The organism is Variovorax sp. dw_308, from assembly GCF_019207085.1.
Taxonomy (GTDB): Bacteria; Pseudomonadota; Gammaproteobacteria; order Burkholderiales; family Burkholderiaceae_C; genus Variovorax.
This window is the reverse complement of sequence record NZ_JAATOM010000010.1, coordinates 1-14281: the sequence shown is the minus strand read 5'-3', so window position 1 is coordinate 14281 and position 14281 is coordinate 1. Positions and strand designations below refer to the sequence as shown.

The following is a 14281-nucleotide window of genomic DNA, read 5'->3' as shown; positions in this document are numbered from 1 at the left end:
CCGAGGAACCGGCTTTGCCGGGCCTCTGGTGTCGCCCCCGGTGAGGGGGTGGGAGTCGCGCACGCAGTGCGCAGCGACCTGGGGGAGAGCCTTACTTCACGCTCATCCACTTGAACGGCATGTAGTTGTCCGCCATCTGCGTCAGCTCCACCTTCTTGCTCACGCCCCAGGCCAGCGTCTGCTGGTGCAGCGGCAGGTGGCCGATGTCGTCGATGTGCAGCGCAAAGGCTTCCTTGATCATCGCGTCGCGCTTGCCCTTGTCGGTCTCGGACTGGATCTTCTTGGTCAGGTCGTCCACCTTCGGATTGCAGTACGCGCCCAGGTTGAACTGCCCGGTGCCGGTCTTGTCGTCCGGGCAGGCCATCAATGCGCTCAATGCGTTGTGCGCGTCGTAGGTGGTCGGCGTCCAACCGAGCATGTAGAAGCTGGTGTCGCGGCGCAGCACCTTCGGAAAGTAGGTGCCCTTGGTTTCCGCGGCCAGGTTGATCTTCACGCCGATCTTTGCCAGGTTGGCCGCCACGCTCTGGCAGATCTGGCTGTCGTTCACATAGCGGTCGTTCGGACAGTTCATCGTGACTTCGAAACCGTTCGGATAGCCCGCCTCGGCCAGCAGCTTCTTCGCGGCTTCGACGTCATAGGGCAGGCGCTTGTCCTGCGCTTCCGTCCAGCCGTTGATGCCGGGGCCCACCATCAGTCCGGTCGGGCGCGATGCGCCGCGCATCACCGTCTTCTGGATGCCCACGATGTCGATCGCCTGGTAGAAGGCCTGGCGCACGCGCTTGTCCTTGAACGGGTTCTTGCCCTTCACGCTGGAATAGAGCAACTCGTCGCGCTTCTGGTCCATGCCGAGGAACATGGTGCGAAGTTCAGGCCCGCTGATCACGCGTGCGTTCGCGCTCTTGTTGATGCGCTCGATGTCCTGCACCGGCACCGGCTCCATCACGTCGATCTCGCCGGAGAGCAAGGCCGCCACGCGCGTCGCCGGATTGGAGATCGGCGTGAAGATCACTTCCTGCACATTGCCTTCGATCTTGCCCCAGTAGGTCGGGTTGCGCGTGAACACCGTGCGCACGTTCGGCTGGCGCTCGCGCACGCGGAACGGGCCGGTGCCGTTGGCCTTGAACGAGGCCGTGTTCTCGATGCCTTTGCGCCGGTCCACCGGCATCGTCGCCTTGTTCTCCTCGCACCATTTCTTGCTCAGGATCATGAGCTGCGAGATCACGTCCGGCAGGATCGGGAACGGGCCCTTGGTCTCGATTTCGATGACGAAGTCGTTGACCTTGCGCACCTCCTTGATGTCGGAGGTGTTGGTCTTCACGTCCGAACCGTCGCCGGCCGCGCGCGCAAAACTGAACACCACGTCGTCGGCGGTGAAGGGCGTGCCATCGTGAAACTTGACGTTCTTGCGCAGTTCGAAGGTCCAGACGGTAGGCGTGCTCTGCTTCCAGCTCGTGGCCAGCAAGGGCGCCAGGCTCAGGTCCTTGTTGCGCCCGACGAGCGGCTCATAGGCATTCGCATCGGTGCTGAGCTGCAGCGACTCGTTCAGCGAGTGCGGGTCGAGCGAGAGTGCGTCGCCCTGGTTGGCAATGCGGATCGTCTGTGCATTGGCCAGCAGACTCGTCGCGCCCAGCGTCGCCAGGACAGCGGCCGTCAGCACTTTGGACTTGAAACTCATGGAAAGACACTCCTCGATGGGTTGGAACAGATACTCAGATGAGTGGCGGGGCAATCTCGCGGCCGGTGCACGGCAGCCCGATGATGCGGGCTATTGCAAGGCGCGGGCCTTGGCGTTTACCTTGGGCGCGGCGGCAAGCTGCAAGGGCATGCCCTGCTCGACCAGGCTCGCGTGCATCGCCGCGCCGAGCGGCAGGATCTCGTCGTTGAAGTCATAGCGGCTGTTGTGCAGGAACGCGCCGTCCTTCGCGCCCTGGCCGATGCGCAGGTAGGCGCCCGGCTTCTTCTGCAGCATGAAGGAGAAGTCCTCGGCGCCCATGCTCGGCTCCATGTTGCGCTCGACGTTGCGTGCACCCACCAGCCCCTGCGCCACGTCGCCGGCAAACAGCGCCTCGGTGGGCGTGTTGATGGTCGCGGGATAGATGCGTTCGAAGCGCACCGAGGCGGTCGCGCCAAAGCCCGTGGCCACGGCGCCGCACAACTCCGCCAGCCGCTGCTCGACCTGCTCCTGCACCGCGTCGCTGAAGGTGCGCACCGTGCCCACCAGCGTGGCCTTGCCCGGCACCACGCTCATCGCGCCAAGGTCGCCGGCCTGTACTGCGCAGATGCTGATCACTGCCGCATCGATCGGCCGCACGTTGCGCGAGACGATGCTCTGCACCGCCGTGATGATGTGCGCCGACACCAGCACCGGATCGATGGTCTGGTAGGCATGTGCGCCATGGCCGCCTCTGCCCGTCACCTCGATCGTGATGCGGTCGGCCGCTGCCATCATCGCCCCATGGTTCAGGCCGATCGTGCCCGGCTGCATGCCGGGCCAGTTGTGCATGGCGAACACCGACTCCACCGGAAAGCGATCGAACAGTCCGTCCTCGATCATCACCCGGGCGCCGGCAAAGCCTTCCTCGCCGGGCTGGAAGATGAGCACTGCCGTGCCGTCGAAATTGCGCGTCTCCGCCAGATAGCGCGCCGCGCCCACCAGCATGGCCGTGTGCCCGTCATGGCCGCAGCCGTGCATCAGGCCCTTCTTCGCCGAACGCCAATCGAAGCCGTTGTCCTCGCACATGGGCAATGCATCCATGTCGGCGCGCAGGCCGATCATGCGGCGGCTGGCCGTGGAGCGGCCGCGGATCACGCCGACCACGCCGGTCTTGCCGATGCCGGCATGGATCTCGTCGACCCCGCAGGCGCGCAAGGACTCCTGCACCCGCGCCGCGGTATAGACCTCCTCAAAACCCAATTCCGGATGCGCATGCAGGTCTCGGCGCAGCGCCGTGATCTCCGGATGAAACCGCGCGATGTGCGCAAACGCCCTTCCCGCCACCTGCCAACGTACCGGACCCATCAATGTCCCCCTGTCGTGGAAACCCGCAGCCTCGGATCGACCGCGAAATACAGCAGATCCACCACGAGATTGATCGTCACGAAAATCAATGCAATGAGGCAGAGATAGGCCGACATGATCGGGATGTCGGCGAAGGTCACCGCCTCGATGAACAAGAGGCCCATGCCGGGCCATTGGAAGACCTTCTCGGTAATGATCGCGAACGCAATCAGCGAGCCCAATTGAAGCCCCGTGATGGTGATCACCGGCACCATCGTGTTGCGCAAGGCATGCCCGAAATGGATGGCGCGGTCCGACAGGCCGCGCGCGCGGGCGAACTTGATGTAGTCGGTGCGCAGCACCTCCAGCATCTCGGAGCGCACCAGCCGCATGATCAGCGTGAGTTGGAAGATCGCCAGCGTCACGGTCGGCAACACCAGGTGGCTCCAGCCGTCCCGCGTGAACAGGCCGCTGCTCCACCAGCCCAGCTTGACCACCTCGCCGCGTCCAAAACTCGGCAGCCAGCCCAGCCAGACAGAGAACACCAGGATCAGCAGGATGCCGATGAGAAAGGTCGGCAGGGACACGCCCAGCAACGACAGCGCCATCACAGTCTGGCTGCCCACGGAGCCGCGCCGCAGGGCCGCATACACGCCCATGGGCAGGCCCACGGCAAGCGCCAGCAGGGCCGCCACCACCGTCAGTTCCAGCGTCGCCGGCAGGCGCTCGCCGATCAGGCGCGAGACCTTGGCGCCCTGGCGCAGGCTCAGGCCGAACTCACCCTGCGCCGCGTTGACGATGAAATGCCAGAACTGCACGACGAAGGGCTGGTCGAGCCCCAAGTCGATGCGCAGCTGGCGGATCTGTTCGGGCTTGGCGTCCTGGCCCAAGAGGAAGACAACCGGATCCCCCACGTACTGGAACAGCAGGAACGCGATGAAAGCCACCGCGACCATCACGATCACGGCCTGGATAAGGCGGCGCAATACGAAAACAAGCATCGAGAAACTATTTGTTACTAACGATAGCAGAGCAATCCGCGTGCCCGCGAGGGGACTAACCATGAAAAAAGCCACTCGACTTTCATCGAGTGGCTTTTCGAGTCTTTCAACTTCAACTGGCGGAAGCCAGCGTCAGATCAGAAAGCGTGACGGATACCGAAGTCGTAGCCGTAGGCCTTGTCAGCTTGGTAACCACCGTTGGGGGTCAGCAGGAACGTGTTCGTGAACTGCGGACCAGCGGTGAAACTGCTGTTGGCGTTCAGGTTCAGGCCGTTCTTGTTCTTGATGAACGCTGCCGTCGCGTACAGAGCCGTGCGCTTCGACAGGTTGTGCACGTAGCCGATGGCAAACTTGTCAGCCTTCGGATCATCCGTGAGCGTGCCCAAGCCGATCGTAGGCAACGTCGGGGTCGAGGTGTAGTTCAGCTTGACCGCCGAGTAGGACAGACGGATCAGGCCAGGACCGACCGGCACGGTAGCGCCGAGCAGGTAGCCGTCACCCTTGAACGAGCCCGTGCCGAAGACCGGCACGAAGCTGTCAACGTCGATGTCGTTCTTGGTGCGCGAGATTTCACCGAACAGCTTGACGACGCCGAAGTCATACGAAGCGCCGAGGTTGGCGATCTTGACCGTGGTGGTCGAGCCAGCGTAGAAGTCGTCGCCGGTCGTGCTTTCGCCGTAGGCAGCAGCAATGTCCAGGCCGCCGTTCGCGTAACCGAAACGGCCACCGACATAACGGCCAGCGCGTTGGCTGTTCAGCACGTTCGGGGTCGTGGTGCCCGGATCGTACTTGATGGCTTCGTTGAAGGCGTACTGGACTTGACCGTAGAAGCCACCCAGGTTCGGCGGCAGGAAGTAGCCGACCGAGTTGCTGGCGCGAATGTAGTTGGTGTTCGAGAACAGGCCGCGGTTGATGGCGGGACCGCCGGCGGGGTTGGCAACCAGCGTACGCGGGCCAGCGTTCATCGAGAAGATCAGGTTGGTGCCGACGCCGTTGGTGCCAAACGGATCGAACACGGTGTCGTTCCAGAACGTGGGCGTGTAGTCGCGGCCAAGACGCAGTTCACCGAAACCACCCGACAGGCTCACGGTCGAGCGACGTGCGAAGGTCGAAACGCCAGTAGCGCCGTCGTCGTTGGTGATGGGCGCTTCGAGCCAGAAGCTTGCAGCCAAGCCACCGCCGAGGTCTTCCGTGCCACGGAAGCCGAGACGGCTCGAGTTGTAACCCGAGTTTTGCAGGCCCCATTGGCTTTGCTTCAGGTCACCAGTGCCGATCGCGTTCAGCACCGGGGTACCGGCAAAGCCGACGAATTTGCTGGTCGTTTGGTAGTAGCTGACTGACGCGTCAACCACGCCGAACAACGTGACAGACGACTGAGCCGAGGCAACGCCAGCAACAGCCAGGGCAGCCAGAGCAACTAGGGATTTTTTCATTGCAAGTTTCTCCAAGGTTAAACATAGGGCTCCGGTGCAGAGGGCTCACCGTGACTGGGCACTTTTCTGTGCTCCCACCGGACCCCGGGCCAACCTCCTTTTGGGAAGTTGTCGCTATTGCACCAGACGCGCCGCATCAGGGCAAAAGAATTCGGCCTAAATCGCGGAAGGGTTCGGCGTTTCGTTGCACCAGTGCAACAAAGCCGCAGGGCGCCGCCCAATTCACGATGTGAAACGATGGAATGCCTGCCATCGGCGGCTGGCCAGTTGCGTTCCAATGGCGCCATGACCCGTTCACTTGACCCTCTCCTGACCGCGGCGGATGCGGCTCTGCGCACGCTGTTCACCCGCCCCCGGGCAACACGGCAAGCGCCGCCACCCGCCACCCCGCCGGGTAATTTGACCGCCGCCGAGCGCCGCGAGATGGGTGCATTGATGCGCGTCAACCATGTCGGCGAAATCTGCGCGCAGGCGCTCTACACCGCGCAGGCGGCCGTCGCGCGCGATCCGGCCCTGCGTGAACAGCTCCTGGAAGCGGCGCACGAGGAAACCGACCATCTGGCCTGGACGCAGCAGCGCCTGGACGAGCTCGGCGCCCGCGCGTCGCTGCTGAATCCGCTCTGGTATGCCGGCGCGTTCGGCTTGGGGCTGGTGGCCGGGCGGCTCGGCGATGCCCTGAGCCTGGGCTTCGTGGCCGAGACGGAGCGCCAGGTCGAGGCGCATCTGGACGGCCACCTCGACCGCATTCCCGCCGCCGATTCCGCGTCGCGTGCGGTCGTGGCGCAGATGAAGGACGACGAGGCGCGTCACGGCGCGCAGGCACGCAGCGCCGGTGCGCGCGAGCTGCCGGCGCCTGCACGCGCGGCAATGCGGCTGGCCGCCCGTGTCATGACGACCGTCGCGCACCGCATCTGATGCGACTCCGCGATCAAACGCATAACCGCGTTGGATCGCCTTGCCGTACTACAGCACTGTCTGCGGGGCTGCGCCTTGTTCTGCGCTTGATTGCAAAGTCGTATGAAACGGCCGGCGCGATTCACACCTTCTTCAGCTTTCCAGCAGTTCGAAGCTCGTCGTGATCTCGGCGGTCTTGCCCAGCATGACCGTGGCGGAGCAATAGGTGTCGTGGCTCAGCGCGATGGCGCGGGCCACGGCGGCCTCCGGGATGCCCTTGCCGGCCACCGTGAAGTGCATGTGGATCTTCGTGAAGACCTTGGGGTCCTTTTCAGCCCGCTCGCTGGTGAGCTTGACGCTGCAGCGGTCGACCTTGTGGCGGCCGCGCTTGAGGATCAGCACCACGTCATAGGCGGTGCAGCCGCCGGTTCCGGCCAGCAAGGTCTCCATTGGCCGCGGCGCCTGGTTGCGGCCGCCGTTCTCCGGCTTGGCTTCGTCCGGGGCGCCATCCATGGTCAGGACGTGACCGCTGCCCGTCTCCGCGACAAAGCCCATGGGCGACCGCGTTCCGGCCGCGCCGGTCCAACTCACTGTGCATTCCATCGAAAGACTTACTCCGATTGAAGGCGACCGCGCAAAAATCCACGGGATCGCCAGTTTGTGTGGGGAAAAACACTATTGCGTGTTGCGTTGCAGCAAACAGTCGATATACTTTATTTCATCGCGCAACCAATGGTTGTGCACCGGTTGTCTCCTCCACCCTCCCAATTGGTGGATTTAGCCCCGAGTCGCAAGACTCGGGGCTTTTTTATGCGCTCCGCCCTGCGCCAGGGAAGGCCCGCCCGCAGCGTCCTATGATCGCGGCCCTATGCCCAGCCCGCTCACCCCCGCCGACTACCTCAAGAAAATCCTCACCGCGCGCGTCTATGACGTGGCCGTGGAATCCGCGCTGGAGCCAGCGCGCGCGCTGGGCCTGCGCCTGGGCAACACTGTGCTGCTCAAGCGCGAGGACCAGCAGGCGGTGTTCAGCTTCAAGCTGCGCGGCGCGTACAACAAGATGGCGCACCTGAGCGCGGAGCAGTTGGGCAAGGGCGTCATCTGCGCCTCGGCCGGCAACCATGCGCAGGGCGTTGCGCTCAGCGCGCGAACGCTCGGCACGCGGGCCGTGATCGTGATGCCGGTGACCACGCCGCAGCTCAAGGTCGACGCCGTGCGTGCGCTCGGCGGCGAGGTCGCCCTCTTCGGCGAAAGCTATTCCGACGCCTACGGCCACGCGCTCGAACTTCAGGCCGCACAAGGCCTCACTTTCGTACACCCCTTCGACGACCCTGACGTGATCGCCGGCCAGGGCACGATCGCCATGGAAATCCTGCGGCAGCACCAGGGCAGGCTCGACGCGGTCTTCGTCGCCATCGGCGGCGGCGGATTGATCTCCGGCGTCGCCAACTACATCAAGGCCGTGCGGCCCGAGATCAAGGTGATCGGCGTGCAGATGAACGACTCCGACGCCATGATGCAGTCGGTGAGCGCGAAGGAACGCGTCACGCTGCCCGATGTCGGCCTGTTCTCCGACGGCACCGCCGTGAAGCTGGTCGGCGAGGAAACCTTCCGCATCGCGCGCGAACTGGTCGACGAGTTCATCACCGTCGACACCGATGCCGTGTGCGCCGGCATCAAGGACATCTTTGTCGACACCCGCAGCATCGTCGAGCCGGCTGGAGCGCTCGCAGTGGCCGCGATCAAGCAATACGTGGAGCAGCACGGCACGCGCGGCGAGACCTATGCGGCGATCCTCTGCGGCGCCAACATGAACTTCGACCGGCTGCGCTTCGTCGCAGAGCGCGCCGAAGTCGGCGAGGAGCGCGAGGCGCTGTTCGCGGTGACCATCCCCGAGGAGCGCGGCAGCTTCCGCCGCTTCTGCGAACTGGTCGGCGAATTGCCGGGCGCTTCGCGCAACGTGACCGAGTTCAACTACCGCATCAGCGACACGGCCGAAGCCCATGTCTTCGTCGGCCTTACCACCTCGACGCGCGGCGAGTCGACGACGATAGCCAACACCTTCGTCGAACACGGCTTCGGCGCGCTCGACCTGACGCATGACGAACTGGCCAAGGAACACATCCGCCACATGGTGGGCGGTCGCACGGGGCTGGCGCATGACGAGCGGCTGCTGCGCTTCGTCTTTCCGGAGCGGCCCGGCGCGCTGCTGAAGTTCCTGAACCTGATGCGGCCGAACTGGAACATCAGCCTCTTCCACTACCGCAACCAGGGCGCCGACTACGGTCGCATCCTGGTCGGGGTGCAGGTGCCGACGGCCGACCACGCGGCCTTCGATGGATTCCTGCAGACCTTGGGTTATCCGTACGTCGAGGAGACGGCGAACCCGGTCTACCAGTTGTTCCTGAAGGCATAGACGTCAGGCACGCCGCCCTTGGGATCGGCGGCGTGATGCCTGATCGGGCTCAGGGCCCGCGGGCGGGGCCGCCGAAAGTGGCAGGGCTGCCGGGACTGCCAGGACCGCCCGGGCTGCCGAAGCCGCCGGGACTGCTGGCCGCCGGGCTCGCCGGGCCAGCGACGCCGGGGATGGCCATCGGGCGATCGGGCAGCTTCAGCGTGAAGGCGACCGGCCCCCGCGCGACAGCGCCCAGCGATGCCGCGCGCGCACCGACCGACTGCAATACGTAGCTGTCGCCGATGCTGGCGCCCACACGGAACGGGCGCGCCGGCTTGCCGTCGACGGCGATCAGCGCGGCGCCCTGGCCATCCGTATCGGCAATCACGCCTTGCAGCACGAAACGGCTTGCCGCATCGGGCGTGGCCGCGGCGGCCACAGGTGTGTTGACCGCGCCAAGGAAGCGCGCGACCGAAGTCGGATCGACCGTCACCGGCGCACCGGCCACCGCCGGCGGCGGGGCCGAATCGGCCGGGGCTGCGAGGCGCAAGCCCCAGAACACGAGGCTCGCGGCGGCCACCCCCCACACGAGCAGCGTGGCGAGGGCCACAGGCCAGCGCGAAGAAGTGGCAAAAGGGGCCTGGAGCGTGGACGGGACCGACATGTGGGCGGATTATCATGCAGCGCCGCACGAACCAAGCCCGACTTCCCCATGACACCTTCGCCCCGCCCACTGCGTGCCTCCCTGCAACGCGGCTTCACCCTCATCGAACTGATGGTCGTGCTGGTCATCATCGGCGTGCTGGCCGCCCTGATCGTGCCCAACGTCATCGGCCGTGTCGACGAAGCCCGCGTGCAGAGCGCCCGCACCGACATCGCCAACCTGATGCAGGCGCTCAAGCGCTACCGCCTCGACAACCAGCGCTATCCCACCGCCGAGCAGGGCCTGCAGGCGCTCGTCGTGCCACCCACCACCGGCCCCGCCGCACCCAACTGGAAGCCCAACATCGACAAGCTGCCCAACGACCCCTGGGGCAAGCCCTATCAGTACCTGAACCCCGGCATCAAGGGCGAGATCGACGTGTTCTCGTTCGGCGCGGACGGCCAGCCGGGTGGCGAAGGCAACAATGCCGACATCGGCAGCTGGCAGTAGGCCCGGCAGCCCCCGCCACGCGAGTGGCTTCACGCTGCTCGAGTTGATGGTGGTGATCACCATCATCGCGATTGCCACGGCTGGCCTTGGTTTTGCGATACGCGACAGCGGCCAGACCTCCCTCGAACGCGAAGGCGAACGCCTGGCAGTGCTGCTGGACGCCGCGCGTGCCCAGTCGCGCGCCAGCGGCGCAACCGTGCGCTGGCGCACGACCGCTGAAGGCTTTACCTTCGATGGCCTCCCGCCCAATGCGCTGCCGGGCACCTGGCTCGAGAACGGGGTCGCCGCGCAACCCGCCACCGCCGACGGGCGGACCACGCCGGCGCTGCTGCTCGGGCCCGACCCGATCATCGCGGCGCAGCAGGTGGTGTTGACGACCGAGGGTCCGCCCGCGCGCAGTCTTCGAATCGCGACCGATGGATTGCGGCCGTTTGCAGTGGTTTCGCCATGAGCGCCGCCCGGCCGTCTAACGGCGCTCGCGCCGCAGTCCGGCGAGCCGTTCGCGGATTCACGCTGATCGAGGTGCTGGTCGCACTCGGCATCGTCGCGATCGCCCTGATGGCCGGGTCGCAGGCCACCAGCGCGCTGACCCGCAACGCCCAGCGCCAGTCCGACGCGATGCTGGCCCAGATCTGCGCCGAGAACGAACTGGCCAAGGTCCGGCTGGCGCGCGCGATGCCGGCGGTGGGCGACAGTGCATCGGTGTGCACGCAGGCCGGCAACAATTTCAACGTAGGCGTATCGACCACAGCCACGCTGAATCCCGACTTCCGCCGCGTCGATGTGCAGGTGCGCGACGCGGAGGATGCGCCGGTGCTGCGCGTGTCGACCGTGGTCGGCAGGTACTAGGATGAAGGGTTCTTCATGAACCGGCAACGCGGCTTCACGCTGATCGAGCTCATGGTGGCCGTCGCCGTCATGGCGATGCTGGCGCTGATGAGCTGGCGCGGCATCGAGAGCATGGCGAGCGCGCAGGAGCACAACCGCGCCCGCGGCGATGCCGTGCTGACGCTGCAGACCACGCTGTCGCAATGGAGCGCCGACCTCGACGGAATCACCCGGCTGGATGGCACCAGCACCATCGACTGGGACGGCCGGCTGTTGCGGATCACGCGGCGCGGCGTCGACGACCTGCGGCCGGTGATCTACGTGGTTGCCTGGACCCTGCGCACCCAGGCCGACGGCAGCTACTGGAGCCGCTGGCAATCGGCTCCGTTGACGCGACGTGACGAATGGCAGGCCGCCTGGGCCAGCGCCGCCGCCTGGGCGCAGGGCGACGCGGCCGACTCCGCCGCGCGCGGCCTCGACGTGAGCCTGATGCCGGTGGACAGCTGGCAGCTCTACTATTTCCGCAACGACACCTGGAGCCCAGCCGTCGGCGCCGCCACGCTCGCCAGCGCCAATGCCCTGCCCGACGGCGTGCGGCTGGTGCTGAACCTGCCGCCCGGCCCGGCGCTGACCGGCCTGCTGTCGCGCGACTGGGTGCGGCCCTCCTCGAGTATTCCGAAGACATGACGCCGCGCAACGCCTCCCCGCGCTTGAGCCGGCCATCCGCAGCCTCGAAGACGCGCCAGGCCGGCGCGGCGTTGCTGGCCGCAATGCTGACCGTGACGCTGGTGGCCACCCTCGCCGCGGCCGCCCTGTGGCAGCAATGGCGGGCGGTCGAGGTGGAGCAGGCCGAGCGCGCGCGCGTGCAGTCGGCCTGGGTGCTGATCGGCGCGCTCGATTGGGCGCGCCTGATCCTGCGGGCGGACGGCAACGCCGGCGGGCCGGACCACCTGGGCGAGCCGTGGGCCATTCCGCTGGAGGAGGCCCGGCTGTCGAGCTTCCTTTCTGCCGAGAAGAACGTCTCGAGCGCCTCGCTCGAGGGCCTGCCCGATGCATTGCTGTCGGGCCGCATCGTCGACGCCCAATCGAAGCTCAACGTGATGAACCTGGTGAGCGGCAACAAGCCTGACGCCGCGGCGGTGGCTTCCTTCAAGAAACTGTTCTCCCTGCTCGCTTTGCCGGTCGGCGAGGTGGACCTGCTCGCCAACGGCGTGCAGCGCGCGATGACCGGGATCACGACGGTCACCACCACGGCGCCGACCGCGGCGGCTGCCGGTGCGGCAACCGACACGGCCACGACGCCAGCGGCTGCTACCCCGACCACGACCACCACGGTGACCACCAGCACGTCGGCAGGCGACGATGCGCAGGCGCCCAGCGTTCCGCTGATGCCGATTCACACCTCGCAACTGGTCTGGTTCGGCCTTTCGCCGCAGACGGTGGCCGCGCTGCAGCCCTACGTCACCGTGCTGCCGGCGGGCACGCCGCTCAACATCAACACCGCCAGCGCCGAGGCCATCTACGCCAGCGTGCCCGGCATGGACATGGCTGCCGCCAAGCAAGTGGTGGCGCGGCGCACGCTCAAGTTCTTCAGCCAGCTCCCGGACACGGACAGCGTGCTGCGCGACCAAGCCATGGCGTTCAACGCGCAACGTCACAGCGTCTCCACCAACTACTTCGAGGTCGAAGGCAAGTTGCGGCTCGACAACACCTTTGTCGAGGAAAACTCGCTGCTGCGGCGCGACGGCATCAAGGTCACCGTGCTGTGGCGCGAGCGTGGCGCAGGCGCAACGCAGACTGCCGCCCCACGTTGATCCGCGGTCGGACGGGGTCTATCTTTTGATGCTTTTGTGAAGTGCCCGTCCTGCCTGCAACCCGCGCTATCAAAAAAATAGCGTTGGGCGGGCGCCTTCTACAATGGCCCCCCTTTTCCCGGATCGCCCATGCCTGAATTGATCGTTTGTCCACCGTTGTCGCGCGCCCATGGCGGCGCCGACCATGGCTGGGCGCTGGCGGCCGATGACGGGCGTACGCTGCTTTCGCACGGCAGCGCGCCGCTGGCGCTGTTGCCCGCCGGCAACGACGTCACCCTGCTGGTGCCGGGCGCCGCGCTGTCGTGGCACGCCGTGGCCTTGCCGCCAGGCAACCTGGGCGGCGCAGCGCGGCTGCGTTCCGTGCTGGACGGCCTGCTCGAAGAGCACCTGCTGGACGAGCCCGAGTCCTTGCACTTCGCACTGGCACCCGGCGCCAAGCCTGGCGCAACGGTCTGGGTCGCAGCCAGCCAGCGCATCGGCCTGCGGGCCGCGGTGCAGGCGCTCGAATCCGCCGGCCGGCGCGTGACGCGCATCGTCCCGGAATTTGCACCCCAGCCCGCCGACTCGCCAGCCATGCTGTTCGCCACCGGCGAGCCCGAGTCCGCGCAGCTCACGGTCTGCGACGCCAACGGCGTGGCCACGCTGCCGCTCAACGCCGCCAGCCTGGCGCTGGTCGGCAGCGCCCCGCTCGACACCGCGGTGGCCAGCGCGGAGCCCGCCGTCGCGGCGCAGGCGGAAGCGTTGCTGGGCCAGCGCCTGCCGATCGCGCAGACGCCCGAGCGCTGGCTGCAGGCCGCCCGCACGCCCTGGGACCTGGCCCAGTTCGACCTGGCCAGCAGCGGCCGTGCCCGCGCCGGCAAGAAATTCGGCGCATGGCTGAATGCGCTGCGCCATGCGCCCCAGTGGCGCGCCGCCCGATGGGGTGCCGTGGTGCTGGTGCTGGCGCAACTGGTCGGCCTCAATGCCTGGGCCTGGAAGGAGCGCAACGCGCTGGAAGCCAAGCGCGCCGGCATCAACGCGATCCTGGTGCAGACCTTTCCCTCGGTGAAGGTGGTGCTCGATGCACCGCTCCAGATGGCGAGCGAGGTGGCGGCGCTGCAGCAGGCCACCGGCGGCGTGGCCTCGCTCGACCTGGAACCGATGCTGGCCGCCCTCGGCGCCAGCCTGCCGCCGGGCCGGGTGCCGACCGCGCTCGACTACAACGCCGGCCAGTTGCGGTTGCGCGGTCTCAATCTCTCGGCCACGGAGGTCGGCGCATTGACCAACACGATGGCCTCGCGCGGCTACACGGCGCGCGGCGAAGGCGACTTGCTGCTGGTGCAGGCGGAGGCGAGGCGATGAAGTTCCGCGAAGTCATGCAGGCGCGCTGGGCCGAAATGGAAACGCGCGAGCGCCGGCTGGTGACGGCTGCCGTGACGCTGGTGCTGCTGGCGCTGGTGTGGTGGGTGGCGCTGGCACCGGCCTTGAACACGTTGTCGGCAGCGCGCGAGGAGCACAAGCGGCTCGACGCCCAATTGCAGCGCATGAGCACGCTGCAGGCGCAGGCCAAGGCGCTGCAGTCGCAACCGCGTGCCAACCGCGACGAATCCCTGCGGGCGCTGGAGAGCTCGGTGCGCCAGTCGCTCGGGGCCAGCGCCCAGGTCGTCAATGCCGGCGACGCGGCCAATGTGATGATGCGCGCCGCGCCGGCCGATGCCTTGGCGCAATGGCTGGCGCAGGCCCGGAACAATGCGCGCGCGGTGCCGCGCGAGGCGCACCTGACACGCGC

The 14281-nt window shown here is 66.8% G+C and carries 15 protein-coding genes; 9 read left to right on the top strand and 6 right to left on the bottom strand.

Features of this window, described 5'->3' with window-relative positions; genetic code table 11:
* Positions 1-91: 91 nt before the first annotated feature.
* The 4 genes from HCU76_RS19635 to HCU76_RS19620 form a co-directional block, all read right to left on the bottom strand.
* The gene (locus tag HCU76_RS19635) at positions 92-1675 is read right to left on the bottom strand and encodes an ABC transporter substrate-binding protein (RefSeq protein ID WP_218510409.1); all 1584 of its coding nucleotides are present in this window, start codon (positions 1673-1675) and stop codon (positions 92-94) included.
* Positions 1676-1765: 90 nt separating this feature from the next.
* Positions 1766-3019 carry a M20 aminoacylase family protein gene (locus HCU76_RS19630; RefSeq protein WP_218510408.1) on the bottom strand — a complete coding sequence of 418 codons (1254 nt, stop codon included), beginning with the start codon at positions 3017-3019 and terminating at the stop codon, positions 1766-1768.
* Positions 3019-3999, bottom strand: coding sequence for an ABC transporter permease (locus HCU76_RS19625; protein ID WP_213953068.1), 981 nt, complete (start codon positions 3997-3999; stop codon positions 3019-3021). Before HCU76_RS19625 ends, HCU76_RS19630 begins: the two co-directional genes overlap by 1 nt.
* Positions 4000-4136: 137 nt before the next feature.
* The gene (locus HCU76_RS19620) at positions 4137-5432 is read right to left on the bottom strand and encodes a porin (protein WP_213953306.1); all 1296 of its coding nucleotides are present in this window, start codon (positions 5430-5432) and stop codon (positions 4137-4139) included.
* Between the two features lie 285 nt (positions 5433-5717).
* Between HCU76_RS19620 and coq7 the strand changes: the two genes are divergently transcribed.
* Complete coding sequence (gene coq7, locus HCU76_RS19615) at positions 5718-6347, top strand: 2-polyprenyl-3-methyl-6-methoxy-1,4-benzoquinone monooxygenase (protein ID WP_213953067.1); 630 nt, start codon at positions 5718-5720, stop codon at positions 6345-6347.
* Between the two features lie 132 nt (positions 6348-6479).
* On the opposite strand, the gene HCU76_RS19610 is transcribed toward coq7, so the two are convergent.
* Positions 6480-6929 (bottom strand): OsmC family protein, encoded by a 450-nt coding sequence (locus HCU76_RS19610; RefSeq protein WP_218510407.1) that lies wholly within the window; start codon positions 6927-6929, stop codon positions 6480-6482.
* A gap of 265 nt (positions 6930-7194) precedes the next feature.
* On the opposite strand from HCU76_RS19610, the gene ilvA reads away from it, so the two are divergent.
* Positions 7195-8739, top strand: a complete 1545-nt coding sequence (gene ilvA / locus HCU76_RS19605) for a threonine ammonia-lyase, biosynthetic (RefSeq protein ID WP_213953065.1) — start codon at positions 7195-7197, stop codon at positions 8737-8739.
* 49 nt (positions 8740-8788) lie between these two features.
* Here ilvA and HCU76_RS19600 read toward each other — a convergent pair whose 3' ends face one another.
* Positions 8789-9382 carry a type II secretion system protein N gene (locus HCU76_RS19600; RefSeq protein ID WP_218510406.1) on the bottom strand — a complete coding sequence of 198 codons (594 nt, stop codon included), beginning with the start codon at positions 9380-9382 and terminating at the stop codon, positions 8789-8791.
* A gap of 48 nt (positions 9383-9430) precedes the next feature.
* Between HCU76_RS19600 and gspG the strand changes: the two genes are divergently transcribed.
* The 7 genes from gspG to gspM all read left to right on the top strand — a co-directional run.
* Positions 9431-9871: a type II secretion system major pseudopilin GspG gene (gene gspG / locus HCU76_RS19595; RefSeq protein ID WP_213953063.1), complete on the top strand. Its 441-nt coding sequence runs from the start codon at positions 9431-9433 to the stop codon at positions 9869-9871.
* Positions 9846-10322 carry a prepilin-type N-terminal cleavage/methylation domain-containing protein gene (locus HCU76_RS19590; RefSeq protein ID WP_213953062.1) on the top strand — a complete coding sequence of 159 codons (477 nt, stop codon included), beginning with the start codon at positions 9846-9848 and terminating at the stop codon, positions 10320-10322. The genes gspG and HCU76_RS19590 overlap by 26 nt, the downstream gene beginning before the upstream one ends.
* Entirely contained in the window at positions 10319-10720 is a 402-nt protein-coding gene (gene gspI, locus HCU76_RS19585; protein WP_213953061.1) for a type II secretion system minor pseudopilin GspI, read from the top strand. Before HCU76_RS19590 ends, gspI begins: the two co-directional genes overlap by 4 nt.
* Before the next feature lie 15 nt (positions 10721-10735).
* Positions 10736-11386 (top strand): type II secretion system protein J, encoded by a 651-nt coding sequence (locus tag HCU76_RS19580; RefSeq protein WP_213953060.1) that lies wholly within the window; start codon positions 10736-10738, stop codon positions 11384-11386.
* Complete coding sequence (gene gspK / locus HCU76_RS19575) at positions 11383-12513, top strand: type II secretion system minor pseudopilin GspK (protein WP_213953059.1); 1131 nt, start codon at positions 11383-11385, stop codon at positions 12511-12513. The genes HCU76_RS19580 and gspK overlap by 4 nt, the downstream gene beginning before the upstream one ends.
* A 129-nt stretch (positions 12514-12642) precedes the next feature.
* Positions 12643-13854: a type II secretion system protein GspL gene (gene gspL / locus HCU76_RS19570; RefSeq protein ID WP_213953058.1), complete on the top strand. Its 1212-nt coding sequence runs from the start codon at positions 12643-12645 to the stop codon at positions 13852-13854.
* On the top strand, positions 13851-14281 hold a 431-nt coding region (gene gspM, locus HCU76_RS19565), incomplete at its 3' end, for a type II secretion system protein GspM (RefSeq protein WP_218510405.1). The genes gspL and gspM, both read left to right, overlap by 4 nt.